The following is a 25,709-nucleotide window of genomic DNA, read 5'->3' as shown; positions in this document are numbered from 1 at the left end:
GCAAGTCTACCTAACCGCCTCGATCGGTCCCTCCGCGCGGCCGTGGATGAACTGCTCCATGTAGGGATCGCCCGACTGGTCCATCTCAGAAACCGGGCCAGTCCACTGGATCACCCCGCCATGCAGCATCGCCACATTGTCGGCAATGGCACGGACCGAGGTCATGTCGTGGGTGATGGTCATCGCGGTGGCGCCCATCTCCACCACGATCTCGCGGATCAGGTCGTTGATCACACCGGACATGATCGGGTCGAGGCCGGTGGTGGGCTCGTCGAAGAAGATGATCTCAGGCTCGGCGGCAATGGCGCGGGCGAGGCCGACGCGCTTCTGCATGCCGCCCGACAGCTCTGCGGGGTAGCGGTCGGCAACATTGGCCTTCAGGCCGACGCGGCGCAGTTTCTCGATGGCGATTTCGCGGGCTTCCTCCGCCGGGCGCTTCAGATGGCCGCGCAGCAGGCGGAAGGCGACGTTCTGCCAGACCGGCAAGCTGTCAAACAGCGCCGCGCCCTGGAACAGCATGCCGAAACGGGCCAGGAACTTGTCCCGGTCGCCGGAGCCGGACGGACGGCCGTCGACATAGATCTCTCCGCTGTCGGGCTGGATCAGGCCCAGGATGCTTTTCAAAGCCACCGACTTGCCGGTGCCGGAGCCGCCGATGATCACCATCGAGGTGCCCTTGGGGATTTCCAGGCTCATGCCGTTCAGCACAGCATTGTCGCCAAAGGCTTTGCGGACGTTCTCCATGCGGATCATAGCGAGAAAAACACCCCTGTCAGAATGAAGTTGGCGGCGAGGATCAGGACGGCTGCGGATTCGACCGAGCCTTTGGTGGCGCGGCCCACGCCCTGGGCGCCGCGGCCCGATTGCATGCCGTAGTAACAGCCCATCAGGGCGGCAATAGTGCCGAAGGCAGCGCCTTTGGTCAGCGACGAGATGATGTCGTGCGCCTCCAGGAAGTCGACGGTGTTCTTGAGATAGGCGGCGGCGTTGAAGCCGAGGTTCTGCACCGCAACGGTGTAGCCGCCCATGATGCCGATGATATCGCCGACGCCGACCAGCACCGGCACGGTGACGAGGGCGGCCAGCACCCGCGGCGCCACCAGGTATTTCATCGGATGGGTAGACAGGGTGACCAGCGCGTCGATCTGCTCGGTCACCTTCATGGTGGCGATCTCCGCGGCGATGGAGGAGGTCACGCGGGCGGCAATCATCAGGCCGACCAGCACCGGGCCAAGCTCGCGCACCATGCCGATGGCGACAATCTGCGGCACCACGGCTTCGGCGTTGAAACGGGCGCCGCCGGCGTAGATCTGCAGCGCCAGGGCGCCGCCGGTGAAAATCGCGGTCAGGCCCACCACCGGCAGCGACAGCCAGCCGATGTTCAGCAATGCCTGGAAGAACTCGCGCGGGTAATAGGGCGGGCGCAGCATATGGCTGAAGGCGCCAAGCGCAAACAGCGCCGCGCGCCCGACCGCGGCCATCCCGGCCAGCGCGGTACGGCCCAGCCGGGCCAGGAGGGTAATCGGGTTCATCCCTGATACGTCCGTGCGTAGCGGTGTCCGGTGGAGGTCAGGATCTCATAGCCGATGGTGCCGGCCGCATCGGCCAGCATGTCGACGGTCTGATGCTCGTTGAGAATGGCGAGCGCCTCCGGCACCTCGGCCAGACCGGTGACATCGACCGTGATCAGATCCATCGAGACGCGGCCGACAATGGGGCAGGGGGTCTGGCCTGCAAAGACCTGGATGCCGCCGTTGCCCATCGCCCGGTGCAAGCCGTCCGCGTAACCCGCGGCGACGGTGGCGATACGGCTGGGGCGCTGGGCCACCCAGGCGTTGCCGTAGCCGGCGCTTTCGCCCGGTTCCAGGTCGCGGGTCTGAATGACCGGCAGATCCAGATGCACCACGGGCACAGCGTCCTTGAACGGCAGCCCGCCATAGAGGCCGACGCCGGGGCGGCAAAGGTCGAAATGATATTCCTTGCCCAGCAGCATGCCGCCGGTGGCGGCCAGCGAGCGGGGAATGTCCAGCCCGTCGGTCATCTCGCGAAACGCCTGCAATTGCTGGGCGTTCATCGCATGCGATGGCTCATCTGCGCAGGCCAGGTGCGACATCAAGAGCACCGGGTTCTGCCCCAGGGCGATCTCGCGCACCGCGGCCCATTCGGCGGGCTCCATGCCCAGACGGTTCATGCCGCTGTCCAGCTGCACCCCGAACGGGTGGCCCGGCAGGCTCTCGAAATGGCGTAGCATCTGGTCCAGAGAGTTCAGCATCGGCGTCAGCTGGAAGTCTTTCAGCAGCTTGGTGTCGCCCTCCATGTGGCCGGAAAACACCGAGATACCGGGCCCGGGCCCCAGCGCGCGGCGCAGCGCGCCGCCTTCCTCGGCCGCAGCCACAAAGAAATTGCGGGCGCCCGCTTTGGCCAGCGCCTTGCCCACCCGGCCTGCATCCAGGCCATACCCGTTCGCCTTGACCACGGCTGCGGTCTCGCAGCCGGTCAGCGCATCCAGATTGCGCCAGTTGGTCACCAGCGCATCCAGGTTGATTGTCAGTTTTGCCGTGCTCATGCCCCGTTCATGACATGCGCGCCGCAGGGGTCAAGTGGGATTCGATGCAACGTCCGCTTGCTGATGCACCTCGTAGGCCGCTTCCAGCTCACCCCGCAGGAATTCCGCAAAGCTGACGGGGGCAAACTGCGGCGCCCCTGTTCCGGCCAGCGGGGCAATCACTGTGTCCACATGCGGGTCGAAGAAGAACGGAATCGAAAACCGCTCGCGGCCCGACCGGTTGATCACCCGGTGCGGTGTCGACAGCAGCCGCCCGTTGCTGAGCCGGTGCAGCATATCGCCGACATTGACCACCAGGGTGCCGGGCTTATAGGGCGCGTCCACCCAGTTGCCCGCAGGGGTGCGCACCTGCAGCCCGCCGACCTGATCCTGCGCCAGCAGCGTCAGGCAGCCGAAATCCGTATGCGGCGCCGAGCCATAGAGGTCTTCCGGGCTGCGCTCCGGCTGCGGCGGGTAGTGCAAGAGCCGCAGCCAGATGGTGGGCGTGTCAAACGCCGCCAGAATGCTCTGATCGCTCACCTCCGCGGCCAGCAGCGCAATTCTCATGAGCCGGCGGCCCAGGGTGCACATCGCCTCTGCATAGTCCTCAAGTGTTTCGCGGAATCCTTCCAGCACGGGCCATTGGTTGGGGCCGCTCAGGTAGACGGCGGGATCGGCGGCCGCGTCCTCGCGCATCATCATGAAGCTGGCGGACTGGTTGGGCTTTGTCACCTCAGCCAGCGTTGAATTCACATCGGTGGAGGTGTTGATCGGAATATAGCCGCGATGGGTTTTGTTGACGGCCACCGCCATCTTGTCTGCCATTGGAAGCGCATGGAAGCGCCGGGCGGCCTCAAAGACCGCATCAATCAGCGGCTGGGGTATGCCGTGGCTGCTGATGTAGCCAAAGCCGGTGGAGCCATAGGCTGCACGGAAGTCATGGGCCAGCTCTGCATCGCTGCGCCCGCCCAGCTCAATGACCGGGATTTCAGTGAAATCTGACAAAGGAGTGTCTTTCGCTTGCTGAGGTTGAAGAAAGGGGTGAACTCACCCCTCGCTACCCCGCAAAGCGTTTCCGGCGGTGGCCGTAGTGCCGCTCCAGAATAACCCGGCGGCCGGCATATGAAACCTGCAAACCCATGCTGACAGAAGGCGCGGTTCCTGGGATTCTGTCAAGAGAACGCGGGCTGTCAGGACCCGGAAAAGAAAAAGGCCGGTCAGTGCCGGCCTTGATGTCAGTATCCCTCAGGCTCCTGCTGCCAGGATTTGGCGAGGTTGCCGAAGCGGGTGAACTGGGCCTCGAACGACAGCTCCACCGTGCCAATGGGGCCGTGACGCTGCTTGCCGACGATCACTTCGGCCTTGGCGTGCAGGCGCTCCATCGCCTCTTTCCACTCTTCCATTTTCTCCAGCTCGTGATCGCCGGGCTTTTCCCGTTCCTTATAGTATTCCTCGCGGAACACGAACATCACCACGTCGGCGTCCTGTTCGATCGAGCCCGATTCCCTGAGGTCAGACAGCTGCGGCCGTTTATCGTCGCGGCTTTCCACCTGGCGCGACAGCTGCGACAGCGCAATCACCGGGATGTTCAATTCCTTGGCAACCGCCTTCATCCCCATCGAGATTTCGGCGATTTCGTTCACCCGGTTGTCCGACATGCCGCGGCAAAGCTGCAGGTAGTCGACCACCAGCAGATCCAGCCCGTGGGTCCGCTTCAGGCGGCGGGCACGTGCGGCCAGCTGAGAGATCGGAATGGCCGGGGTGTCGTCGATGAACAGCGGGCAGCTTTCCAGATCCTTGGCCGCCTGCACAAAGCGGCGGAATTCGCCCTCGGTCATGTCGCCCTGGCGGATCTTATGCGAGGAAATCTCGGAAGCTTCGGCCAGAATACGGCCCGCCAGCTGCTCGGCGCTCATTTCGAGTGAGAAGAACCCCACCACGCCGCCGTCCACGGCGCCTTCGCTGCCATCGGGTTTCACCCCGCGCTTGTAAGCCTTGGCAACGTTGAAGGCGATGTTGGTCGCCAGCGAGGTTTTCCCCATAGAGGGGCGGCCCGCGAGGATGAGGAGGTCCGAGGGATGCAGGCCGCCAAGTTGCTTGTCGAGATCCACCAGGCCCGTCGAGATGCCGGCCATGCCGCCGCCCCGCTGGTAAGCCTCGTTAGTGACGTTGACCGCTTCTGTGACGGCCTTGAGGAACGATTTGAAACCGCTTTCCGTCTGGCCCTGCTCTGCCAGCTGATAAAGCGACTGCTCCGCCTCAACGATCTGCTCTTTTGGTTCCGACGCCACGTCCACGCGGCGCGCCTTGTCTGCAATGCTCTGGCCCAGGGCAATCAGCTCGCGCCGGATCGCCAGGTCATAGATCATCTGTGCGTAGTCGCGCACAGCAAAGGCCGAAATGGACGCACCCGCCAGCTTGGCCAGATAGGCCGGCCCGCCCAGTTCCTTCAGCCCTTCGTGGTCTTCCAGAAACGCCTTCAGCGTCACCGGAGAGGCCAGCGCGTTCTTGGAAATGCGCGCTGCGGCCACTTCATAGATCCGGGCATGCACCGGATCGTAAAAATGCGACGAGTCGATGATTAGCGCGATCTTGTCGTAGACCTCGTTGTTGGTCAGGATCGCACCCAGCAGCTGCTGTTCCGCCTCGACCGAATGCGGCAGCTCGTTGTCCGGCATGGCCTGTTCTGCCGGGGCAGGCTCAGGCATCGGGGCCGGCGGAGGCATATCGCCGTCGAAAGGGGTAATCTCGTTCATCACTGCTCTCGTCGTTAGGCCAGCCTTATACGGTGCGGGCGGACATTCTCCTATCTGGGAATCTCTGTGGATTCCCTGTGGATATCCGCGCAGGGGCTGTGGGCTGTTTACCGTAAAAGGCCAGCAAACCTGTCCTATGCAGGCTATATGATGCGGGTCGTTCTGGGAAGACCCCCAGATCTGCTTGCGGCCTGCAAAGGGATGCGATTCGAGACGGGCTTTTCCACAGCCCGTCCTGTAACGCTTGACCTTGCGTTAGGCGGATTTATGCGCGTCCTGCCAAGCCCGCGGATCTTTCAGGAATTTTTCCACCTCGGCCAGGGTCTCTTCGCTGAAGCTTTTCTGTGCTTTGGCTTCCGCCAGAACATCCCACCATGTGCACAGGTAATGCAGCTCGACCCCGTGGTCGCCCAGGCGTTTGGTGGTTTCGGGGAAGATGTCGTAGTAGAAGATCACCGCGGTATGGCCGCAGGATGCGCCGGTTTCGCGGATCGCATCCACGAAAGACAGTTTCGAGCCGCCGTCGGTGGTCATGTCTTCCACCAGCAGCACGCGCTGATCCTCGGTCATCACCCCTTCGATGCGGGCATTGCGGCCGTAGCCCTTGGGTTTCTTGCGCACATAGGTCATCGGCAGCGCCATGCGCTCAGCCACCAGCGCGCCGAAAGGGATGCCCGCGGTTTCGCCGCCAGCGATGTTGTCAAACGCCTCAAACCCCGCGTTGCGCATCACGGTCACCGTCAGGAAATCCATCAGCGTGGTGCGGATGCGCGGGAAGGAGATCAGCTTGCGGCAGTCGATGTAGCTGGGCGAGGGGAGACCGGAGGCCAGCGTGTAGGGTTCATCGGTATTGAAATTCACCGCGCCGATTTCCAGCAGCATCCTGGCCGAAAGGCGGGCGATTTCTTCTTTGGACGGATAGGAAGAGGGGATCATGCGGGCATCCTTTGCGGCAGCGGTTTTGCAGTCCATAAACCGGAATGCTGCCGGTTTGAAGCCCCAGCCGGGGCAGCGCGCAAATGCTGCCCCGGCTGTTCAAGATCAGGCGAGATCCCAGTCGACCATACCGGGGCAGGGGTCCCACGGGCGCGATGCTGTTAACACGAGATTATCGTCCATCCTTGGCGCTGGGTAATCCTCGCAGTGCGCCTGTTCATCTTCCTCTGAAGGCACGGTGTCATTTGCATCTGCCTCCCGCCCGATCACTGTGGGTTTAAACCAGTCTTCGCCAACCGGGCAGAAGTTCCGCATAGGGATGTCAAAATTGAAGTCCGTTTCGTCCAGATCGGCAAGGTTCACGTTCAAAAGCGTGATGGTGCTTCCATGCGCATCCTCGATCAGAACGTCTTCGCCTTCTTGCCGGATGTGGTTTTCAAGCAGATCAGCCATGTCAGTGATGCTGGACACGGTGCTGAGGTCGATCACCTCACCGCTGCTTGCGGCGTCGAAGTCGGTGATCGTGTCGTTGCCAAAACTCCCGAACCCATCCCAGAACACAAACCAGTCATCGCCAGCTCCGCCTGTCAGCAGGTCATCGCCAAGCCCGCCATCCAGCGTGTCCCGCCCTTGCCCGCCATCAAGGGTATCATTGCCGGTGTCTTCCAGAACCATGTCATGGGTTGGTGCGGCAATCATGTAGGAAAGGGGCGGCAGGAAGCGTTCCTGATTGAAGGCTCCACCACGCAACACGTCGTTGCCTGAACCGCCGTTCAGCTGGTCATTACCTATGCCGCCATTGAGATCATCGCGCCCGTCGCCGCCCAGCAGCGTATCGTTGCCGCTGCCGCCGTCCAGGGTGTCGCGGCCGTTGCCGCCAAACACCAGGTCGTTTTGGTCCCCGCCGGTCACATAGTCGTTCCCATTGCCGCCGCGGACCTCATCGTCGCCAGCACCGCCGTGGACGCTGTCCCGGCCGTTGCTGCCCTGCAGCGTGTCATTGCCTTGCCCGCCCAGCAAGCTGTCCGAGTCCGCATTTCCGTACAGGACATCGGCTTGGTTGCCCCCCAGCAGCGTGTCGGTGCCGTGGCCGCCGTGCATCGTGTCCCGGCCGTTGCCGCCATACCCCAGGTCCTGGCCGGAACCGCCGTAGACCTGGTCGCGGCCATTGCCGCCGCGCACCTCGTCGGCGCCACTGCCGCCTTTCACTTCGTCGTCGCCGTTGCCGCCCTGCACTGTATCGGACCCGATCCCGCCGATCAGCACGTCATTGCCGAGATTGCCGTTTAGTTCATCGTCTCCTGCGATGCCATTGATGCTGTCGTCCCCCAGTCCGCCATTCAGGAGATCGCTGCCAAATGTTCCCGCAAAACTGTCGTTTTCTGTGCGGCTGACGGTGTCCAGGTCCCAGTCAAGACTCTGATTCGGCTCTAGTGATCCGGTCACCGGCGACCGGTTGGTGATTGACTCGTTAAATGCGTCATAATCGCTTCTGCTGGTGATCTCGGGGAGGGGGCTGCCGCTCAACGCGTAGACGCTTTCGTACCCAAAGCTGTGGATGGTCAGAATGACGGTTTTACCGCCGCTCCACGTAATTTCCGACAAGGTGTATCCAATGTCTATCGCCTCGGGTATGAGCCCGCCAGGCCCAACTGTGTGGGTCCTGGTGAGGCCAAACAATTGATCGCCGGGTGTGAACACATTGCTGTTCGTGCCGATTTCGGTAGGAGTGAACGAGAAACCTGCCCCTTCCGGAACGCTTAGCCGCAGCTCGGATGTGCGCGAAAACGGTGCTGTTGGAACGGGTACACTCTGGTCGCTGAAATCAGGATAATCGTTGAGACCAAGACGCACTTCGGTTAGAAAACCTGTAAGCGTATAAGTTGTCATAACTCTCTGCTCTAATAGAAAATTGTTCAATTTAGAGTGGATCGTAAGTTTGAAAGTTTCATCTTTCAAGTGTCAACTTCCTGCCTCTTCCCACCTTTACACAATGGGCCTCGGCATGAGGCCTGCCGCTGGGTCTCAGAGTGGAGAGCGGGACTGTTCAAAGCCGAATAGCCATTCCCGTTTCATGTAATGACGCAGGCCCAGGTCTTGGGTGCTTGCGCCCGTCCGCGCTCTTCATGTCGATTGGCGAGCAGCAGTAGTAGAGGCTTGAACAGGAAAAAAGGCTCGCCCCTGAGCGCAAGCCTTTTAATTGATAGCGGAAGTGAGAGGGTCGATTCAGCTGCCGGCGTGCCAGTAGACCTCAAATCCCGGGTCGAACACGGTCACCGGGCCATCGCCGGTTTCGATCTTTTTCGGGAACTCAACCGCTTCTTCCGACTTGGTCAGCGTCAGCGTCTCATTGCTGACCGGCAGGCCATAGAACGCCGGGCCGTTTTCGGAGGCAAAGCCGGCCAGCTTGTCCAGCGCGCCTTCCTCCTCGAACACATGCGCCAGCAGGGACATGGTGTTGGTGGCGGTGAAACAGCCGGCGCAGCCGCATTCGCTGAGCTTGTTCGGGTCGGTGTGCGGCGCCGAGTCGGTGCCGAGGAAATAGCGCTTGTCGCCGGATACCGCTGCGGCGCGCAAGGCAAGGCGGTGCTCTTCGCGCTTGGCCACCGGCAGGCAGTAGTAATGCGGCTTGATGCCGCCGGCCAGGATGTGGTTGCGGTTGATGATCAGGTGGTGCGTGGTGATGGTCGCGCCCAGATCCGTGTCCTGGCTGGCCACGTAGTCCGCAGCGTTCCTGGTGGTGATATGCTCCATCACCACCCGCAGGCCTGGGGTCGCTTTGCGGATCGGGTCCAGCACCCGGTCGATGAACACGGCTTCGCGGTCGAAGATGTCGATGTGATTGTCGGTGACTTCGCCATGGGTGCAGAGCGGCAGGCCGATCTCAGCCATCCTCTCCAGCACGGGCCGGACATTATCGAAGTTGGTCACCCCCGAGGCCGAGTTTGTGGTCGCACCCGCCGGATAGAGTTTCACGGCCTTGACCAGGCCGCTGGCATGGGCTGCGGCGACGTCTTCCGGATCGGTGTCCTCGGTCAGGTAGAGCGTCATCAGCGGCTCAAACGCCATGCCTTCGGGCAGTGCTGCCAGGATGCGGTCGCGGTAGGCTGCAGCCTGATCGCCGCGCACCACCGGAGGCACCAGGTTCGGCATGATGATGGCGCGGCCGAAATGGCGGGCAGTTTCGGGCAGCACGGCCTGCAGCATGGCGCCGTCGCGCAGATGCAGATGCCAGTCGTCAGGGCGGGGGATGGTCAGCGTCTGGGTCATGCTGCCCGCCTAGCACAGGGGCGGGCAGAAAAGAAGCGGATGATTGTGCGCCGGAGGCCCGGGCTGCTCAGAGCTTGGCGGGGAAGTTGAACTCGCCGTCCTCTGCGCGCTTCTCCAGCTCGGTCAGGCGGCGGCGGAACCGCGGCGCCCGCATCCGCTCGGTCACATTGCGGCACAGCAGCGCCATCAGGAACGGGCGGTCGTCCCGCTCCAGCCGGCTCAGCAGATTGCGCAGGAAGAAGGAGTTGTTGCGGCGGCTGCGGAACATCTTGTGGAACGCCGCGCTGGTCAGCTTGCGGCTGCCGGCCAGCGACAGGATGTGATAGAGCATTTCCATCTCGATCAGCCGGGTCTGCACCGCATCGCCCATATGCAGGGCGCGCAGCCGGGTCACGTTCTTGCGGGCAAACAGCGACGCATGCATGGCATCCAGCTGTTCCTTCGGGTCATAGATCACATAGGCCTGCTCAGCCGCATCCAGCATGTCCGGCGCATAGCCGTAGCGGTCGGTGAACGACAGCCGCCGCATCTCGGTGAAGCGGTCGTCCCACTCGGTCATCCGCGCATCCAGCGTTGCCTGCGGCTGCACCGCCACCACTACTGCACCGGGGGAGGCCACCGAATAGGCCGCCGCCGCATAGCCGCAAGGCCCGGCGCCGTAAAAGATCACATTGTCGAACTCGTCAAAGAACCCGTCGTCGATCAACTGGTCGAAGAAGCCGTAAATACGGCCCTCGCGGAACCAGGTGTCGCCGTCCGAGATCACGCACATATGCGACCAGCCCAGGTTCTTCACCAGATCAAACCCCAGCGGCTGCGCCTGATCCGACAGGTTGTGGATGCCCTGCATGGTCTCGAAGGTCACCAGCAGCGTGTTGCCCTGGTCGATGAAGGTTGCAAAATGCTTGTCGCCGAGCGGCTGATACATGCCGTGCTCTTCGGCCAAAGCCGCCATCCGGGCCTTCCACTGGGCAGGTTTCAGCCCGGAAAGGTCTTCATCCAGATTTTCAAGTCCGTCCTGCATGCCTGCTATCCCCTATGCCCGCAAAAGGTCCGGGCGCTGATTGCATTTACAGTTAGGTGAGAAATAAGGCCAAAATTGGAAAATCCTATGCCTCATTACGGCAGTGCGGCGTCCATTCGGCGGCTGTTTGCCGCCCCTGGCCAAGCGCTCAGCTGCCGTCCTCCGGCGCCTGCGCTCCGACCGGGTCCTGAGCCGCGAAACTGCGAAGGAGCTGTGCTGCTGCCGGGCTCACCGCCCGTGCGGGCGGCGTCATCAGGAGGCGGGCAAACAGGGCGCGGCAGGGCTCTTTGCGCATCAGCTCGGCAAAGCGGGTGTGGCGCCATTCCGCTGCCCTGGCATGCAGCCGGGCCAGCTTCGGGTCCGCCATCAGCTCGGTCTGCAGACCGGCCCGCAAACCGTCATAGCGCGAAACCGATGTATCCAGGTCCGAACAGTAGTTCCGTTCGGCCCAGTAATCCATACCCAGATCCGCCTGCCGGTTGACCCGCCCGCGGTCGGCCTTCACCACATAGCTCTCCATCGCCCCAAGCGGGTAATGGTTCAGCTGTGCCAGCCGCCCGTTGGGGCGGCCGTAATCGGAGAACAGCCGCCGGGTCTTGAATTCCTCGCCCAGTTCACGCCCTTCGCAATCAAACCAGCGGAACCCCTCCAGCCGGGCCGCGTCACGCACGTCCCGGGGCCGGTGCACACCGCATTTCCGGTAGGTGCCGTTATTGCGGTAGAGTGTCTTGAACATCACTGCCCGCCAGGGCCAGTGGATCACCTCCGGCGCGCAGCGGGTGAATTGAGCGGTCACCGGCGCATCCTCATAGCGCACGATGCCGGCATTGCCGAACAACCGCCAGGTCAGCGTCACCGCATCCGCTTCCGGCAGCGCCGCCAGCAGATCCGCAACCGTGCCGCCGCCGGTCTTGATGCAGACAAACTCGTCGATATCCAGCACCATAACCCAGTCCGCCGCCTTCATCAGCGGGTGCTTGTCAGCCAGTTTCAGCGCGGTGAACTGGATGCCGCCCTTGTCGTAAGGGCCTTCGTTGCGCAGATGGGCCAGCTGCCCCATCTCCTCCAGCCGGTCCAGCATCTTTGCGGTCCCGTCCTGGCAGTTGTTTGAAAACACCAGAAAATCCGTGAAGCCGGCCGCCCGGTGATGCGCCAGCCACTCAAGCAGAAAAGCGCCTTCGTTGCGCACGCAGAGAACCGCCAGAACCCGCATCAGCCCCGGTTCTCCCGGGTCTGGCTGCGCAGATCCTCCTGCTGTTGCGGCGCGTTGTGCATATGCGGTGTCTCTCTCTTGCCGGCCCCCGCCGATGGCGCAGCCTCTCTGGTGACGAGTTTTACCCGGCGCACCGGTTTATACAACTCTTCCCAACGGCTTCACGATTGACGGAGCTCTCCCTGCCGCCGCAGCGTCCGGCTTGACCGCTGCCGCTCTGCATGGCCTGTTGGCAGGGCAACAGGAGGCCCCGGCGATGCAGGCACAATCAATCGATCAGGTGCAAACCATGCTTTCGGCCCAGGGGTACGTCTGCGGCCGGGCCCTGGCCACAGTGGTGTTCCTGTCCCTGAAGCTGGGCCGCCCGCTGTTTCTCGAGGGCGAGGCAGGTGTCGGCAAAACCGAGATCGCCAAGGCGCTGGCTGCCTCGCTGGGCCGCCGCCTGATCCGGCTGCAATGCTACGAGGGCCTGGACGCTGCCAGCGCAGTCTATGAGTGGAACTTCGCCGCGCAGATGGTCGCCATCCGCACAGCCGAAGCCGCGGGCGGCGCCGACCGCGCCGCGCTGCAATCGGAGCTCTTCTCCGCCGATTACCTGGTCGAGCGCCCGCTCCTGCAGGCCATGCGCCCGGATGAGCACGGCGCGCCCGTCCTGCTGATCGACGAGCTTGACCGCACCGACGAACCGTTTGAGGCCTTCCTCCTCGAAGCGCTCTCCGATTTTCAGGTCACCATCCCCGAGCTCGGCACCATCCAGGCCCCGGAGCCGCCCATCGTGGTGCTCACCTCCAACCGCACCCGCGAGGTGCATGACGCCCTGAAACGCCGCTGCCTCTATCATTGGGTGGATTACCCGGATTTCACACGCGAGGTCGAAATCCTGCAGGCCCGCGCACCGGAAGCCAGCGCGCAGCTCTCCCGCGAAATCGTTGCCTTTGTGCAGGCCCTGCGCACCGAAGACCTGTTCAAGAAACCAGGGGTGGCCGAGACCATCGACTGGGCCAACTGCCTCCTCGCCCTCGACGTCATCGCCCTCAGCCCCGAAGTGATCGCAGATACCCTCGGCGCCATCCTCAAGTACCAGGATGACATCGCCCGCCTGCACGGCTCCGAGGCCAAGCGCCTTCTCGACCAGGCCCGCGCCAGCCTGGACGCCGCCTGATGCTTCTTTCTGGCCGTCAAATACCCCGGGGGAGGCCAGTCAGGGCCGGGGGCAGCGCCCCCATGAAGGCCGATGCCTGACACCCCGCCGCTGTCCCTTCCGGACCATCCCAAGCTGGTCCTGAACCTGACCCATTTCGCGCGCGCTCTGCGCAAGGCGGGCCTGCCCATCGGCCCCGGCCGGGTGCTGGACGCGGTCGAGGCTGTGGCTGCCGCAGGCTTCACCAGCCGCGAGGATTTCTATTGGTCGCTGCACGCCTGCTTTGTCACCAAGCCCGAGCAGCGCACGGTCTTTGCCCAGGTCTTCCGCCTGTTCTGGCGCGACCCCAGATACCTTGAGCACATGATGGCCGCGATGCTGCCTGCAATCCGCGGCGTGCAGGAGGAGCGCGCCGCCAAACCGGCAGAGAAGCGTGCGGCCGAAGCGCTGCTGGACGGCATGCAGGACCCGCCCGAGGCAGCGGAAAGCGAAGAGGACGGCACGGAGATCGAGGTCGACTCGACCCTCACCATGTCGGCGGAGGAACGCCTCCGCACCCTCGACTTTGAGCAGATGAGCACCGCGGAGATCGCCGCCGCCAAACGCATTCTGGCGCAGCTCACTTTGCCTGTGCAGCCGATCCAGTCGCGCCGGCTGATGGCGGCAAAACACGGGCACAGGGCCGATTGGCGGCGCACCTTGCGCAATGCCATGCGCCGCGGCGGCGACCTGCAGGAGATCGCCCGCGCCAAACGCCGCATCCGCTGGCCCAACCTGGTGGTGCTCTGCGACATCTCCGGCTCGATGAGCCAGTACAGCCGCATCATCCTGCATTTCCTGCACGCGGCCGCCAATGCAAAGGGGCAGGGCTGGGCCAAAGTGCACGGCTTCACCTTCGGCACCCGCCTCACCAATATCACCCGCCACCTCGCACAGCGCGATGTGGACGCCGCCCTGGCCGCCGCCGGCGCCGAGGCGCAGGATTGGGAGGGCGGCACCCGCATCGGCGACTGCCTGCACGCCTTCAACCGCGACTGGTCGCGCCGGGTGATGGGGCAGGGCGCGGTGGTTTTGCTGATCACCGACGGGCTCGACCGCGGCAATCCTGAAGCTTTGGCCAAAGAAATGCAGCGGCTGCAGCTTTCTGCCCGCCGCCTGATCTGGCTCAACCCCTTGCTGCGCTGGGACGGGTTCGCGCCCAAGGCGCAGGGCATCCGCGCCATGCTGCCCTATACCGACAGTTTCCGCGCGGGCCACTCCATCGCCTCGTTGCAGGACCTGGCACAGGTCATCTCCAGCCCCTCCGACGCAGGCGAGAAGGCACGGCTGATGGCGTTGCTCTGAAGCGGCACTCTAAAGAATTCCAGAAATGGAATGTGACTTGATCTGCATCAATCCCGGCATTGCCGCTCAGTTATATTCTGAAAGCAGAATGTAACGTGCGAAAGGAAATTGCATGTCTATCAATTGGAAAGCCGGAGGGCTCTTGCTGGGGCTGGTGTTCTTCTTGGCGGTGCTGCTGGTCAAACCGATCGGAGTATCCACCCAATTTGTGATCCTCGACGGGATCATTGCAGACACAGTGAACCCCGGGCTGGTGACACAGACCGAGGAGGGCGTCACCTCCACCAACGCCTATCTCGCGAAATCGGGTGGCAAATACGCCAAGGCTGTGGCTGATCCGCTGAACTACAGCTTTGTCTTTGTGCTGGCGATGGCGCTGGGCGGGCTTGCCTCCGCCAAGCTTCGCGGCGGCATCCCCCAAGGTGACCGCAGCATCCCCGCCCTGTGGCGGGCCAACTTTGGCGATAGCACCGCGAAACGCTACGCGGCCGCCTTCCTCGGCGGGTTTATCGTGCTTTATGGCGCAAGGCTCGCAGGCGGCTGCACGTCCGGCCACATGATGTCCGGCATGATGCAGACGGCGGTCTCCGGCTACATCTTTGCCGCTGGCGCCTTTGCCGCCGCCATCCCCGTGTCCATGATCATGTTCAAACAGGAGGCCTGAGCCATGACCACCATCCTTTTGGCCATCGTGATCGGCGCGGCCTTTGGCGCGGTTCTGGACCGGGTTGGAGCCTCGAACCCCACTTACATTGGCAAGATGCTGAACCTCACCAATGTGAACCTGGCGAAATCCATTCTGCTGGCCATCGGCACCGGCTCGGTCTTGATGTTCGGTGGCCAGATGGCCGGGATCGTCGACGTTGGCCATATGTCCGTCAAAACCGCCTATGCCGGTGTCTTCATTGGCGGTCTGATGCTGGGCGCGGGCTGGGCCATTGCAGGCTATTGCCCCGGCACCGGCGTTGTCGCTGCCGCTTCAGGCCGCAAGGACGCGCTGTTCTTCATCGCAGGCGGGCTCTTGGGCGCTGCGGCCTACATGGCAACCTACCCGGCCTGGAAGGCCAGCGGCCTTTTGGACAAGATTGCCGGCGGCAAGGTTACCCTCGGGACGGTACCCGGGGCCGAATACGAAGGCCTCACCGCCATGCCCGGCGACCTGATGGGTATTGTCCTGGGCCTGTGTTTCATCGCGCTTGCCTTTGCTTTGCCGGAACGCCTGGTGCCGCAGAAAGCCGCACCGCAGCCTGCGGAGTAAGCTTTTTGCTGCAGAACGATCCAAGCGCCCGCCCGGCCTGGCGGGCGTTTTCTGTTTGGCGGCGGCAACTTCCTGCTTGAAACCAAGGCTCCGAACCCCGACGTTTGAGGCCAGAAGCCGGGCAAACCGGCGGGGAGGAAGACCGCATGCAGACCGCAACCCAGTTCGAAAACGCTCCGGAGACCGCTTTGGAGTGGCATCAAAGCGGCACCGGTGCGGCGCTTGCCACAGTGGTGCAGACCTGGGGCTCGGCGCCGCGGCGCACCGGCTCGCAGCTGGTGGTTTCGGGAGACGGGCAGATCGAAGGTTCCGTCTCGGGCGGCTGCGTCGAAGGCGCGGTGGTCATGGAAGCGCTGGAGGCGCTGGAGGACGGCAAGCACCGGCTTTTGGAATTCGGCGTCAGCGACGAGGACGCCTTTGCCGTGGGTCTTGCCTGCGGCGGCACCATCAAGGTGCTGGTGGAGCCCGTTGGCTCCGCCTTGCCCGAAGCGCTGCTTCAGGAGCTGGTGCAGGCCCGCGCAAACCGCGCCCCCGTGGCTTACGAGGTGAACCTCGCCACCGGCACCCGGCGGCTTGTGCGCGGTGCCTACCCGGACCGGATGCGCATGGACCGCTCCGGGGTAGAAGACGACGGCGAAACCTTTGTGGCCGTTCACAACCCGCCGCTGCGGCTGGTCTGCGTCGGTGCGGTGCATATCACCCAGGCGCTGGTGCCGATGGCGCGGATCGCCGGCTACGACCCGGTGATCATCGACCCCCGCGCGGCCTTTGCAGCACCGGAACGCTTCCCCGGCGAGATCCTGATGGATGACTGGCCGGACGAGGCGGTCGAGAAACTCGGCCTCGACACCCGCACCGCGCTGGTGCTGCTGACCCACGACCCGAAATTGGACGATCCGGCACTGCAGGCGGCGCTGGCGGCGGATGTGTTCTATATCGGCGCGCTGGGCAGCAAGAAGACCCACGCCGCCCGCGTCTCCAGGATGCAGGAGGCCGGTTTCACCGAAGAGCAGATCAACCGCATCCACGGTCCCATCGGCCTCGACATCGGTGCGGCAGGTCCGGCGGAAATCGCAGTCTCCATCCTCTCCGAGATGACCGCCGTGCTGCGCGGGAAACAGCCATGAAGTTCGGCCCCGTCGCGCTGCAGGAAGCAGAAGGCGCAATCCTTGCCCATTCCCTGCAAGGCGCCTCCCGCAAGATCGCCAAGGGCACTGAGCTGGCCGAAGCAGACCTCGCCGATCTCTCTGCCGCCGGCCACACAGAGCTCACCGTTGCTCGGCTGGAACCCGGCGACATGCATGAAGACGCTGCAGCCGAAGCGCTGGCAAACGCGCTGGTGCCGGACCCGGAGGGCCAGGGCATCCGCATTTCCGGTGCGGGCACCGGACGGGTGAACCTTTACGCTGCGCAGGCGGGCCTTGTGCGGTTGGACCGGGCCAGGCTGGAGGGGTTCAACGCGGTGGACCCGATGATCACCATTGCAACGGTGCCCGACTTCCACCGCGCCGACGCAAACGGCATGATCGCCACCATCAAGGTGATCTCCTACGCGGTGCCCGAGGACGCCGTCCGACAGGCCTGCGCCGGGGCCGCAGAAGCGATGCAGGTGGTGCCGCCGGTCTTTGCCCGTGCCACGCTGATCGAAACCCGGGTGAGCGAGGACACGCCATCCGACAAAGGCCGTGCGGCGATGGCGGGCCGGCTGCACCGGATGGGCATCACCCTGTCCGAGCGGGTGGTGGTGCGGCACCGCGAGGCGGAACTGGCCGAAGCCCTGCAGGCGGCTCCGGGAGAGCTGTTGTTTGTCCTTACCGGCTCCGCAACCTCCGACCCTATGGATGTGGCGCCGCAGGCGGTGCGTCAGGCGGGCGGCACCGTCACCCGGTTCGGCATGCCGGTCGACCCCGGCAACCTGCTGTTTCTGGGGGACTTCCAGGGGAAGCCAGTGATTGGCCTGCCGGGCTGCGCCCGCTCTCCGGCGCTGAACGGTGCCGACTGGGTGCTGGAGCGGGTGATCTGCGGCATCCCCGTCACCGCTCAGGATATTGCCGCGATGGGTGTCGGCGGCCTCTTGAAAGAGATCCCGACCCGCCCGATGCCGCGCCGCGATGCAGAAGGCTGAGCGCCGCTCTGCAGCATCCCCGCGGCCCCGAATTTGTGACGTTGGGTCACAACCTTAGGTAAGTTCTACTGACGCACATTTTACCGCCGCAAGAGGCCTGAAAGGGCTTCGCGGATGGCCCCGCCCATGCTTAACTCCCCTTAGCCAGAATAAAATCAAGCTAAGGGAGGGTACTATGGCCAAGGTCTCAATGACCGTGAATGGCAAGGCTGCCAGCGGCGAAGCCGAGGGGCGCACGCTTCTATCATCATTCCTGCGCGAGGAACTGGGCCTCACCGGCACGCATGTGGGCTGCGACACCAGCCAGTGCGGCGCCTGTGTGGTGCATGTGGACGGCAAGGCGGTGAAAGCCTGCACCATGCTGGCGATGGAGGCTGACGGCGCCGAGGTTTCGACCATCGAAGGGCAGGCCAATGCCGACGGCTCGCTCAACGTGATCCAGCAGGCGTTCCAGGACCATCACGGGCTGCAATGCGGCTTCTGCACGCCGGGCATGGTGATGTCGGCGGCTGCGCTTCTGAAAGACAACCCCAAGCCCAGCGAGGCTGAGATCCGCCACTATCTGGAAGGCAACCTGTGCCGCTGCACCGGCTACCACAATATCGTCAAGGCGATCATGGCGGCCTCGGGCCAGGATGTCTCCAGCATCGCAGCCGAGTGAGGTCAAGGGTCCCAGGCCGGCACGCGGCCTGAGCTGAGTAAGGAGTGATTACCAAGAGGTGCGCCAAAGGCAGCACCCTCCAGGGAGGAAGACCAGACATGCCCAAGGACAACGGCATCGGCGCCAGCCCCAAGCGGCGCGAGGACGTGCGGTTCCTGACAGGAGCCGGAAACTATACCGACGACATCAACGTGCACGGCCAGGCCCATGTGCATTTCCTGCGCGCAGATGTGGCTCATGCAACCATCAATTCCATCGATACATCTGCGGCTGAGGCGATGCCCGGCGTGGTGAAGATCTTCACCGGTGCCGATTTTGCTGAGGTGGGCGGCATCCCCTGCGGCTGGGGCGTCACCGACCGCCACGGCAACCCGCAGCAGGAGCCGCGCCACCCGATCATTGCCGACGGCACCATCCGCCACGTGGGCGAGATTGTTGCCGCCGTGGTCGCTGACACGCTGGAACAGGCCCGCGATGCGGCCGAAGCGATTGAACTGGACCTGGGCGACAAGCCCGCGGTGGTCGATATGGCTGCGGCGCTGGGTGACGGCAGCACCAAGGTGCATGAGGATCTGACCTCAAACCTCTGTTATGACTGGGTGTTCGGCAATGACGACGATGCCGCGGTGCAGGCGGCCTTTGACAGCGCTGCCCATGTCACCACGCTGGAGCTGGTCAACAACCGGCTGGTCGCCAACCCGATGGAGCCGCGTGTGGCCATCGGTGAATACAGCCGCGGCAGCGATGAATACACGCTCCATACCACCAGCCAGAACCCGCATGTGATCCGCCTGCTGATGTGTGCCTTTGTGCTGGGCCTGCCTGAGCACAAGGTGCGGGTGGTCGCCCCGGATGTGGGCGGCGGCTTTGGCTCCAAGATCTTCCACTACGCCGAGGAAGCCTTTTGCACCCATGCCGCCAAGGCCTGCGGGCGGGCGGTGAAATGGACCTCGACCCGGTCCGAGGCGTTTATCTCGGATGCTCATGGCCGCGACCATGTGACGAAGATCGAGCTGGCGCTGGACGCGGACAACAACTTCACCGCGCTGCGCACCAATACGCTGGCCAATATGGGGGCGTATCTGTCGACCTTCTCGACCTCGGTGCCCAGCTACCTGCATGGCACGCTGATGGCAGGCAACTACAAGACGCCCATCGTGCAGGTGAACGTGAAGACGGTCTTCACCAACACGGTGCCGGTGGATGCCTACCGCGGCGCAGGCCGGCCCGAGGCGACCTTCCAATTGGAGCGTGTGATCGACAAGGCCGCGCGCGAGCTGGGGGCGGACCCGATTGCGCTGCGCCGTCAGAACTTCATCACCCAGTTCCCCTATGAGACGCCGGTGGCGCTGACCTATGACACCGGCGACTACGTGGCGACCATGGATAAGCTGGAACAGGTCGCCGATGTAGCGGGCTTTGCCGCCCGGCGCGCGGAGAGCGAAGCCAAGGGCAAGCTGCGGGGCTTTGGCGTCAACTGCTATATTGAGGCCTGCGGCATCGCGCCCTCCAACATCGTTGGCATGCTGGGGGCGCGCGCGGGGCTCTATGATGCGGCCACCGTGCGGGTGAATGCCACCGGCACCATCAGCGTCTTTGTCGGCGCCCACAGCCACGGGCAGGGGCATGAGACCTCCTTCCCGCAGGTGGTGGCCGAGATGATCGGCATTGATGAGAGCATGGTCGACATCGTGCATGGCGACACCGGCCGGGTGCCATTTGGCATGGGCACCTACGGATCGCGCTCGATTGCGGTCTGCGGTTCGGCCATGGTGCGGGCAACCGAGAAAATCATCGCCAAGGCCAAGAAGATCGCGGCCCATCTGATGGAGGCCTCGGACGCCGACATCGAGCTGAAGGACGGCCAGTTCACCGTTGCTGGCACCGACAAATCGGTGGCCTGGGGCGATGTCACCCTGACTGCCTATGTGCCGCATAACTACCCGCTGGAAGAGCTGGAGCCCGGGCTGGAGGAAACCGCGTTTTACGATCCCGCGAACTTCACCTATCCCGCCGGCGCCTATGCCTGCGAGGTGGAAGTGGATCCCGACACCGGCAAGGTCAGCATCGAACGCTTCTCGGCCGCCGATGACTTCGGCAATATCATCAACCCGATGATTGTCGACGGCCAGGTCCATGGCGGGCTGGGGCAGGGCATCGGCCAGGCATTGCTGGAAAATGCCGCCTATGACGCGGACGGCCAGCTGCTGTCGGCCTCCTTCATGGACTACGCAATGCCCAGGGCTGACGACGTGCCGTTCTACCAGGTGGATCATTCCTGCCAGACCCCCTGCACCCACAACCCGCTTGGGGTAAAAGGCTGCGGCGAGGCTGGGGCCATCGGCTCGCCGCCTGCGGTGGTCAATGCGGTGGTCGACGCGCTGCAGTCAGCGGGCAAGGATGTCACCCATATCGACATGCCGCTGTCGCCCGCGCGGGTCTGGGCGGCGATGAATGGCTGAACCGGGGCACCGGGGGCGCAGCCCCCGAACCCCCGGGGTATTTTCAACCAGAAAGAAGGGGTTGCGGCCTCTTGCTCTTTGGGAAGGACGACAAGATGTATGAATTCGAGTTCGAAAAACCCTCGACGGTTGCCGAAGCAGTTGCGGCGCTGGCGGACGAGGAGGCCCAGGCGCTGGGCGGCGGGCAGACGCTGATCCCGACGCTGAAGCAGCGGCTGGCGATGCCGTCGAAACTGGTGAGCCTTACCGGTATTGCCGGGATGAGCGGCGTCAGCGGCGGCGACGGCGTTGTCAGCATTGGCGGTGCCACCACTCATGCCGAAGTGGCCGCGGCTGCGGCGGGGGCCTATCCGGCGCTGGCGGCGCTGGCGGGGCAGATCGGTGACCCGGCGGTCCGCAACCGCGGCACTATTGGCGGGTCTCTGGCCAACAATGATCCGGCGGCCTGCTATCCGGCAGCGGCGCTGGGCAGCGGTGCCACCATCATGACCAGCACCCGCGAGATCACTGCGGATGACTTCTTTCAGGGGCTGTTCGAAACCGCGCTTGAGGAAGGGGAGATCATCACTGCCGTGCGCTTTCCGGTCCCGCAGAAGGCCAGTTACCAGAAGTTCCTCCAGCCGGCCTCGCGGTTTGCCCTCGTCGGAGTATTTGCCGCAAAATTCACTGCGGGCGTGCGGGTGGCGGTGACCGGAGCCTCGGAGGAGGGTGTGTTCCGCTGGAATGAAGCCGAGGCAGCGCTGGACGCCAATTTCGCCCCGGAGGCGCTGGATGGCCTCAGCCTCGATGCCGGCGGCATGATTGCCGATCTGCACGGCTCAAAAGAGTACCGTGCCCATCTGGTCGGGGTGATGGCCAAGCGTGCGGTGGCCGCCGCAGGCTGAGCATGCCGCAGGCAGGCAGTGCGCAGGCACCGGGAGGCCGGTGCCTGTTTGTCAGTGTTTCAGATAGCCGGAAATCTCTTCCAGCAAATGCTGGGTCTTGCCCGACAATTCACGGATTTCGGTGGCAATCACCGCAAACCCCTTGCCCATCTCGCCAATGCGCGCCGCCTCGATCGAGGCGTTGAAGGAGATGAATTTGATGTTGCGGCCGACCCCTTCGGCATTGGCAATGGTGGCACGCATGCTTTCCTCGCGCTCCAGCTCCCGCATCTGCTGCGCCTCCCGCAGGTTCTGCACCATATCCTTGAGGAAGTCGGACACAACCGGTTCAAGCCGGTAGAGGCAAAGATCCGAAAGGCCAGGTATGGCGCGGATACTGTCCAGCGCGTCAGAACCGGGCTGGGAGATCGCCCGGTGGAGCGGCGCAAGGGCCTCGAGGCAGGCCGTGCGCTTGGCCTCCAGCCCTTCGGGGAAACTGTAGCTGCATTCCTCGAGCAGCGCGTCCAGGCCATCGCCAAGCATGCCGTAGGCAGCTGAGAGCCGCTGCACCGACAGATCCAGCACGGTTTTGGGGTCAGCCTCCTTTGCGCCCTGCTGCTCCCGGGACAGGGCCAGCAGGGAAAGCGCGGCGATGCGGCTGGGGCCAATGGCCATGAATGCGGTGTTCTGGACGTCGGTTAAGCTTTTCATGCCTGGGCCTTCAATGGGGTCGGGACTGTTTTATCCTGCAGGCATTAAGACACCGCTAACCGCCATGGCGCCGGGCAAAAGAAAAGCCCCGCGGCAGGTGCCTGCGGGGCTGAACTCAGAGGGTTGGAAAGCCAGTTATTTCTTGGCTACCGGGCCGATCATCATAATCATCTGACGGCCTTCCATTTTCGGCATGTTCTCGACCTTGCCGATTTCCTTGATGTCCTCGGCAACGCGCTCCAGCAGCTCGCGGCCGAGGTTCTGGTGCGCCATCTCGCGGCCGCGGAAGCGCAGGGTGACTTTGACCTTGTCGCCGTTCTCGAGAAACTTAAAGACGTTGCGCATCTTCACGTCATAGTCATGGGTGTCCGTGTTGGGACGGAACTTGACCTCTTTGACCTCGATGATCTTCTGCTTCTTGCGGGCTTCGCTCTCGCGCTTCTGCTGTTCATACTTGAACTTGCCAAAGTCCATGATCTTGCACACGGGCGGGTTGGCATTGGGCGAGATTTCAACCAGATCCAATCCGGCTTCCGCCGCCATGTCCATGGCTTTCGCGGGGTGCACTACCCCGACATTTTCGCCATCGGCGCCGATCAGGCGGATTTCGGGGGCGCGGATTTTTTCGTTGACGCGCGGGCCGGTGTCGCGTTGCGGCGGCGCGTTATGAGGTCTGCGGGCTATGACTGCGATCCTTCTGTCATTGCAAAAAGTGCGGGAACGCTACTGCCCCCGCGCGAGTGATTCAAGACTTAAGCGGGGTATGGCGGCAGGAAAGGCGGTTTTCAAGGCCGCATGTTGCGAAACTCCCTTGAAATACGCTGTGCGCCCGCATTTGCAGATCCGGCGCAAAGCCATGAAATGACGGGATTCCGGCAGGGTTCCGCCGTCCCGCTCGGCTTGGGCGGCGTGCTCCCGCCCGTGACGCGTCCGGTCAAAACTTCCCCCTTGAGGCCTGCGTGCCGCGGCCTCATTTGGCAGGCAGGCGCACAAAGCGTGCGGCCCGGCCAGGGAGCGGCCGGAACATGGAAGGAATGCATTATGAAACAGCTATTGATCCTGATCGTCCTGGGGGCTGCTGCGGTGGGCGGCTATCTCGTGCTGAACAGCCCTGCACCGCAGGAAACTGCGCCGGAAGCGCCGCAGGCGGACAGCGAAGAAAGCAGCACAGCGCCGGAAGCAGCAGAGGAAAGCGCGGCGCCTGTTGAGCAGGCCGTGGAAGAGGCGGCAGAAGCGGTGGAAGAGGCCGTGGAAAGTGGTGCCGAGGCCGCCGGTGCGGCTGTGGATGCGGCTCAGGAAGCTGTGAGCGGAGCGGCTGACGCGGCCGCGGATGCGGTTGAAGGCGCCGTCGATGGTGCAACTGATGCAGCTGGTGCCGCTGCTGAAGCCGCAGAGGGTGCGGTGGACGCGGTTCAGGACACCGCCGGCGCTGCAGCTGAGGCAGCAAGCGATGCGGCCGCGGAGGCTGCAGAGGCCGCGGCTGACGCCGCTGGCAATGCTGTGGAAGGGGCTGTGGATGCGGCTTCAGGAACCGTTGATGCGGTGCAGGAAAGCGCAGCAGATGCCGTGTCCGATGCTGTCGAAGGGGCCACTGGCACCGTCGAGGGTCTGCTGGAGCAGTCCGGCGAGACCGCAACTGATACGACTGCCGGCAGCAACTGATCGCAGGCCGCAGAAGCATCAAAGGGCCCGGCTGCCGGTTTTCCGGCGGCTGGGCCCTTTTGCTTTTGATGTGCCGGTTAATGCGGCCGGGACTGCGCTTGCTGCGCAAGGCGGGCGATGTGCTCCAGCGTGTTTGAGGTTTCGGCCAGGGTTGCCGTCTGGGACACGGCCTGGGGCGCGGCCTGAGCAGCCGGCTGCGCTGCCGGTTGCGTCTGAGGCTGTGCCTGCGCCTGAGCCGGCGGCTGAGGCTGCTGCGGCGGCGCCAGGAAAGCCAGGAAAGTCTCCCAGCCGGCACTGCTGCCGCCTTGTTTGCGGGCCCGGTGAATCTGCAGCTGGGCCACTGCCACCAGGTCGATCGGCTTGCTGCCGTCAAAAGCGGTGCCGGTAATGCCGGCCAGGTGGCTGCGGAATTTCTCGCCCATCGAGTTCAGCAGCAGCATCGGAGCGGTCACCGGCTGGCCGGCCTGCACCAGGGCGTCAAACATCTCGTCAATGCCGTGGCCGGTGATGCTGCGGGTATCAAAGCGCGCCTTGACGGCGGCAATCTTGTCCGGGATCGAGGGTTGAACCTGACCGGGGCGGGATTGAAAGCCTGCGACCGCGGCCCGCACCCGGGCTTTGCCGGATTCGGTTCTGACGGACATAAAGACGGGCGATTGCCCGGAGGCCAGTTCATTCTGCATTGGGCTTGCTCCATTCTGGATACTTGCAACCGGAATACAGAATCATCCCCAACAAAAGATAAACGGGAGGCCGAAACCTCCCGCTTTTTGTAAAATTGCCGGCAGAATTTTAGTCGAGGAAGGCTTTTTCCACAACAAAATGCAGCGGTTTTGAGTTGGCGCCTTCTTCCAAACCATAGGTGTTCTCGAACAGGTCTTTGAGCTCCAGGTTGAACGCCAGGTTGCCGCAGATCATTGCGCGGTCGGTGTCCGGATTCAGCGGCGGCACGCCGAGATCGGCAAAGGCCTCGCCCGAGCGCATCAGGTCGGTGATGCGGCCCATCTTGGGGCTCTCTTCGCGGGTGGTGGTCGGGTAGTATTTGATCTTCTTCCAGAAGCCTTCGCCGATCAGCTCATTCAAGAGCTCGTCGTCCTTCAGGCTTTCGATCAGTTCACGGCCGTACTGCAGCTCGCCCACGGTGCGGCAGGTGTGGGTGATGATGACCTCGTCGTAGTCTTCATAGGTCTGCGGCTCGCGCAGCAGCGATGCAAAGGGCGCAAAGCCGGTGCCGGTGGCAAAGAACCAGATCCGCTTGCCGGGCAGCAGCGCGTCATGCACCAGGGTGCCAACGGGTTTCGGGCGCAGGATGATCTCATCACCCGGCTGGATGTGCTGCAGACGCGAGGTCAGCGGGCCGTCCTCAACCTTGATCGAGTAGAACTCCATTTCCTCGTCCCAGGCGGGGGAGGCAATGGAATAGGCGCGCAGCAGCGGCTTGACCTTGCCGGTCTTGGGATCGGGGTCGTTCATCAGGCCGATCATCACAAACTCGCCCGAGCGGAAGCGCAGGGAGGCCGGACGGGTCACCCGGAAGGAGAACAGCTTGTCGGTCCAGTGCTTCACTTCGGTGACGGTCTGGGCGTCGGGCAGAGCCGGTTTCGCCTTTTCCGGTGCAGGCTGGGTTGCGGTGTCGGTCACGGTGGTCATCTCGTTCATCGGTTGCACTGCCGGAGGAGTATGCCGGCACCTCTGATTAATCGTTGATCGAAGTCAGGAAAACCCTTGTTTTATGAAA

Annotated in this window: 24 protein-coding genes; 10 read left to right on the top strand and 14 right to left on the bottom strand. The window is 63.6% G+C overall.

Going from position 1 to position 25,709, the window contains the following annotated elements; all coding sequences use genetic code 11:
- Positions 1-6: 6 nt before the first annotated feature.
- The 10 genes from RA20_RS06610 to RA20_RS06565 form a co-directional block, all read right to left on the bottom strand.
- A complete protein-coding gene (locus RA20_RS06610) occupies positions 7-753 on the bottom strand; it encodes an ABC transporter ATP-binding protein (protein ID WP_039125855.1) in 747 nt (248 codons plus the stop codon).
- On the bottom strand, positions 750-1,532 hold the full coding sequence (locus tag RA20_RS06605; RefSeq protein ID WP_039125853.1) for an MlaE family ABC transporter permease: 783 nt from the start codon (positions 1,530-1,532) through the stop codon (positions 750-752). The genes RA20_RS06610 and RA20_RS06605 overlap by 4 nt, the downstream gene beginning before the upstream one ends.
- Entirely contained in the window at positions 1,529-2,566 is a 1,038-nt protein-coding gene (alr, locus tag RA20_RS06600; protein ID WP_039125852.1) for an alanine racemase, read from the bottom strand. The genes RA20_RS06605 and alr overlap by 4 nt, the downstream gene beginning before the upstream one ends.
- Before the next feature lie 30 nt (positions 2,567-2,596).
- Positions 2,597-3,550, bottom strand: coding sequence for an isopenicillin N synthase family dioxygenase (locus RA20_RS06595; protein ID WP_039125850.1), 954 nt, complete (start codon positions 3,548-3,550; stop codon positions 2,597-2,599).
- Positions 3,551-3,780: 230 nt separating this feature from the next.
- Complete coding sequence (locus tag RA20_RS06590; protein ID WP_039125848.1) at positions 3,781-5,301, bottom strand: replicative DNA helicase; 1,521 nt, start codon at positions 5,299-5,301, stop codon at positions 3,781-3,783.
- A 255-nt stretch (positions 5,302-5,556) separates the two neighbouring features.
- The gene (locus RA20_RS06585; protein ID WP_039125947.1) at positions 5,557-6,237 is read right to left on the bottom strand and encodes an orotate phosphoribosyltransferase; all 681 of its coding nucleotides are present in this window, start codon (positions 6,235-6,237) and stop codon (positions 5,557-5,559) included.
- A gap of 105 nt (positions 6,238-6,342) precedes the next feature.
- Complete coding sequence (locus RA20_RS24560; protein ID WP_082017927.1) at positions 6,343-8,127, bottom strand: calcium-binding protein; 1,785 nt, start codon at positions 8,125-8,127, stop codon at positions 6,343-6,345.
- Between the two features lie 336 nt (positions 8,128-8,463).
- Positions 8,464-9,507 (bottom strand): dihydroorotase, encoded by a 1,044-nt coding sequence (pyrC, locus tag RA20_RS06575; protein ID WP_039125846.1) that lies wholly within the window; start codon positions 9,505-9,507, stop codon positions 8,464-8,466.
- Positions 9,508-9,574: 67 nt separating this feature from the next.
- The gene (locus tag RA20_RS06570) at positions 9,575-10,531 is read right to left on the bottom strand and encodes a hypothetical protein (protein WP_039125844.1); all 957 of its coding nucleotides are present in this window, start codon (positions 10,529-10,531) and stop codon (positions 9,575-9,577) included.
- A 148-nt stretch (positions 10,532-10,679) separates the two neighbouring features.
- Entirely contained in the window at positions 10,680-11,744 is a 1,065-nt protein-coding gene (locus RA20_RS06565; RefSeq protein WP_039125842.1) for a glycosyltransferase family 2 protein, read from the bottom strand.
- Between the two features lie 256 nt (positions 11,745-12,000).
- Here RA20_RS06565 and RA20_RS06560 point away from each other — a divergent pair, with 256 nt between their 5' ends.
- The 9 genes from RA20_RS06560 (at position 12,001) to RA20_RS06520 (ending at position 21,619) form a co-directional block, all read left to right on the top strand.
- Positions 12,001-12,906, top strand: coding sequence for an AAA family ATPase (locus RA20_RS06560; RefSeq protein WP_039125945.1), 906 nt, complete (start codon positions 12,001-12,003; stop codon positions 12,904-12,906).
- A gap of 72 nt (positions 12,907-12,978) precedes the next feature.
- A complete protein-coding gene (locus RA20_RS06555) occupies positions 12,979-14,229 on the top strand; it encodes a vWA domain-containing protein (protein WP_039125839.1) in 1,251 nt (416 codons plus the stop codon).
- Between the two features lie 112 nt (positions 14,230-14,341).
- Positions 14,342-14,893, top strand: a complete 552-nt coding sequence (locus RA20_RS06550) for a YeeE/YedE thiosulfate transporter family protein (protein ID WP_039125837.1) — start codon at positions 14,342-14,344, stop codon at positions 14,891-14,893.
- 3 nt (positions 14,894-14,896) lie between these two features.
- Entirely contained in the window at positions 14,897-15,487 is a 591-nt protein-coding gene (locus RA20_RS06545; protein WP_039125836.1) for a YeeE/YedE thiosulfate transporter family protein, read from the top strand.
- Between the two features lie 146 nt (positions 15,488-15,633).
- Positions 15,634-16,614: an XdhC family protein gene (locus tag RA20_RS06540; protein WP_039125833.1), complete on the top strand. Its 981-nt coding sequence runs from the start codon at positions 15,634-15,636 to the stop codon at positions 16,612-16,614.
- A complete protein-coding gene (locus RA20_RS06535) occupies positions 16,611-17,612 on the top strand; it encodes a molybdopterin-binding protein (protein WP_039125831.1) in 1,002 nt (333 codons plus the stop codon). The genes RA20_RS06540 and RA20_RS06535 overlap by 4 nt, the downstream gene beginning before the upstream one ends.
- A 175-nt stretch (positions 17,613-17,787) precedes the next feature.
- Positions 17,788-18,273, top strand: a complete 486-nt coding sequence (locus RA20_RS06530; RefSeq protein WP_039125830.1) for a (2Fe-2S)-binding protein — start codon at positions 17,788-17,790, stop codon at positions 18,271-18,273.
- 98 nt (positions 18,274-18,371) lie between these two features.
- On the top strand, positions 18,372-20,735 hold the full coding sequence (locus RA20_RS06525; protein WP_039125828.1) for a xanthine dehydrogenase family protein molybdopterin-binding subunit: 2,364 nt from the start codon (positions 18,372-18,374) through the stop codon (positions 20,733-20,735).
- A 95-nt stretch (positions 20,736-20,830) separates the two neighbouring features.
- Complete coding sequence (locus RA20_RS06520) at positions 20,831-21,619, top strand: FAD binding domain-containing protein (RefSeq protein ID WP_039125826.1); 789 nt, start codon at positions 20,831-20,833, stop codon at positions 21,617-21,619.
- 51 nt (positions 21,620-21,670) lie between these two features.
- Here RA20_RS06520 and RA20_RS26305 read toward each other — a convergent pair whose 3' ends face one another.
- Both RA20_RS26305 and infC read right to left on the bottom strand, forming a co-directional pair.
- Entirely contained in the window at positions 21,671-22,309 is a 639-nt protein-coding gene (locus tag RA20_RS26305) for a methyl-accepting chemotaxis protein (RefSeq protein ID WP_039125824.1), read from the bottom strand.
- A 135-nt stretch (positions 22,310-22,444) separates the two neighbouring features.
- A complete protein-coding gene (gene infC, locus RA20_RS06510; protein ID WP_342586146.1) occupies positions 22,445-22,906 on the bottom strand; it encodes a translation initiation factor IF-3 in 462 nt (153 codons plus the stop codon).
- Positions 22,907-23,350: 444 nt separating this feature from the next.
- Between infC and RA20_RS24555 the strand changes: the two genes are divergently transcribed.
- Complete coding sequence (locus RA20_RS24555; protein ID WP_052248858.1) at positions 23,351-23,971, top strand: hypothetical protein; 621 nt, start codon at positions 23,351-23,353, stop codon at positions 23,969-23,971.
- A gap of 77 nt (positions 23,972-24,048) precedes the next feature.
- Here RA20_RS24555 and RA20_RS06500 read toward each other — a convergent pair whose 3' ends face one another.
- Together RA20_RS06500 and RA20_RS06495 are read right to left on the bottom strand one after the other, a co-directional pair.
- The gene (locus RA20_RS06500) at positions 24,049-24,654 is read right to left on the bottom strand and encodes a hypothetical protein (protein ID WP_082017926.1); all 606 of its coding nucleotides are present in this window, start codon (positions 24,652-24,654) and stop codon (positions 24,049-24,051) included.
- Between the two features lie 109 nt (positions 24,655-24,763).
- A complete protein-coding gene (locus RA20_RS06495; RefSeq protein ID WP_039125820.1) occupies positions 24,764-25,630 on the bottom strand; it encodes a ferredoxin--NADP reductase in 867 nt (288 codons plus the stop codon).
- Positions 25,631-25,709 lie beyond the last annotated feature (79 nt).

The organism is Leisingera sp. ANG-Vp (assembly GCF_000813725.1).
Classification (GTDB): Bacteria; Pseudomonadota; Alphaproteobacteria; order Rhodobacterales; family Rhodobacteraceae; genus Leisingera.
Note: the sequence above shows the minus strand (reverse complement) of the source record. Positions and strands in the feature narration are given on the sequence as shown.

Coding starts and splice junctions, on each gene's coding strand:
- RA20_RS06610 (WP_039125855.1), bottom strand. CDS start 753: ATGATCCGCATGGAGAACGTCCGCAAAGCCTTTGGCGACAATGCTGTG.
- RA20_RS06605 (WP_039125853.1), bottom strand. CDS start 1,532: ATGAACCCGATTACCCTCCTGGCCCGGCTGGGCCGTACCGCGCTGGCC.
- alr (WP_039125852.1), bottom strand. CDS start 2,566: ATGAGCACGGCAAAACTGACAATCAACCTGGATGCGCTGGTGACCAAC.
- RA20_RS06590 (WP_039125848.1), bottom strand. CDS start 5,301: ATGAACGAGATTACCCCTTTCGACGGCGATATGCCTCCGCCGGCCCCG.
- RA20_RS06585 (WP_039125947.1), bottom strand. CDS start 6,237: ATGATCCCCTCTTCCTATCCGTCCAAAGAAGAAATCGCCCGCCTTTCG.
- RA20_RS24560 (WP_082017927.1), bottom strand. CDS start 8,127: ATGACAACTTATACGCTTACAGGTTTTCTAACCGAAGTGCGTCTTGGT.
- pyrC (WP_039125846.1), bottom strand. CDS start 9,507: ATGACCCAGACGCTGACCATCCCCCGCCCTGACGACTGGCATCTGCAT.
- RA20_RS06570 (WP_039125844.1), bottom strand. CDS start 10,531: ATGCAGGACGGACTTGAAAATCTGGATGAAGACCTTTCCGGGCTGAAA.
- RA20_RS06565 (WP_039125842.1), bottom strand. CDS start 11,744: ATGCGGGTTCTGGCGGTTCTCTGCGTGCGCAACGAAGGCGCTTTTCTG.
- RA20_RS06560 (WP_039125945.1), top strand. CDS start 12,001: ATGCAGGCACAATCAATCGATCAGGTGCAAACCATGCTTTCGGCCCAG.
- RA20_RS06555 (WP_039125839.1), top strand. CDS start 12,979: ATGCCTGACACCCCGCCGCTGTCCCTTCCGGACCATCCCAAGCTGGTC.
- RA20_RS06550 (WP_039125837.1), top strand. CDS start 14,342: ATGTCTATCAATTGGAAAGCCGGAGGGCTCTTGCTGGGGCTGGTGTTC.
- RA20_RS06545 (WP_039125836.1), top strand. CDS start 14,897: ATGACCACCATCCTTTTGGCCATCGTGATCGGCGCGGCCTTTGGCGCG.
- RA20_RS06540 (WP_039125833.1), top strand. CDS start 15,634: ATGCAGACCGCAACCCAGTTCGAAAACGCTCCGGAGACCGCTTTGGAG.
- RA20_RS06535 (WP_039125831.1), top strand. CDS start 16,611: ATGAAGTTCGGCCCCGTCGCGCTGCAGGAAGCAGAAGGCGCAATCCTT.
- RA20_RS06530 (WP_039125830.1), top strand. CDS start 17,788: ATGGCCAAGGTCTCAATGACCGTGAATGGCAAGGCTGCCAGCGGCGAA.
- RA20_RS06525 (WP_039125828.1), top strand. CDS start 18,372: ATGCCCAAGGACAACGGCATCGGCGCCAGCCCCAAGCGGCGCGAGGAC.
- RA20_RS06520 (WP_039125826.1), top strand. CDS start 20,831: ATGTATGAATTCGAGTTCGAAAAACCCTCGACGGTTGCCGAAGCAGTT.
- RA20_RS26305 (WP_039125824.1), bottom strand. CDS start 22,309: ATGAAAAGCTTAACCGACGTCCAGAACACCGCATTCATGGCCATTGGC.
- RA20_RS24555 (WP_052248858.1), top strand. CDS start 23,351: ATGAAACAGCTATTGATCCTGATCGTCCTGGGGGCTGCTGCGGTGGGC.
- RA20_RS06500 (WP_082017926.1), bottom strand. CDS start 24,654: ATGCAGAATGAACTGGCCTCCGGGCAATCGCCCGTCTTTATGTCCGTC.
- RA20_RS06495 (WP_039125820.1), bottom strand. CDS start 25,630: ATGAACGAGATGACCACCGTGACCGACACCGCAACCCAGCCTGCACCG.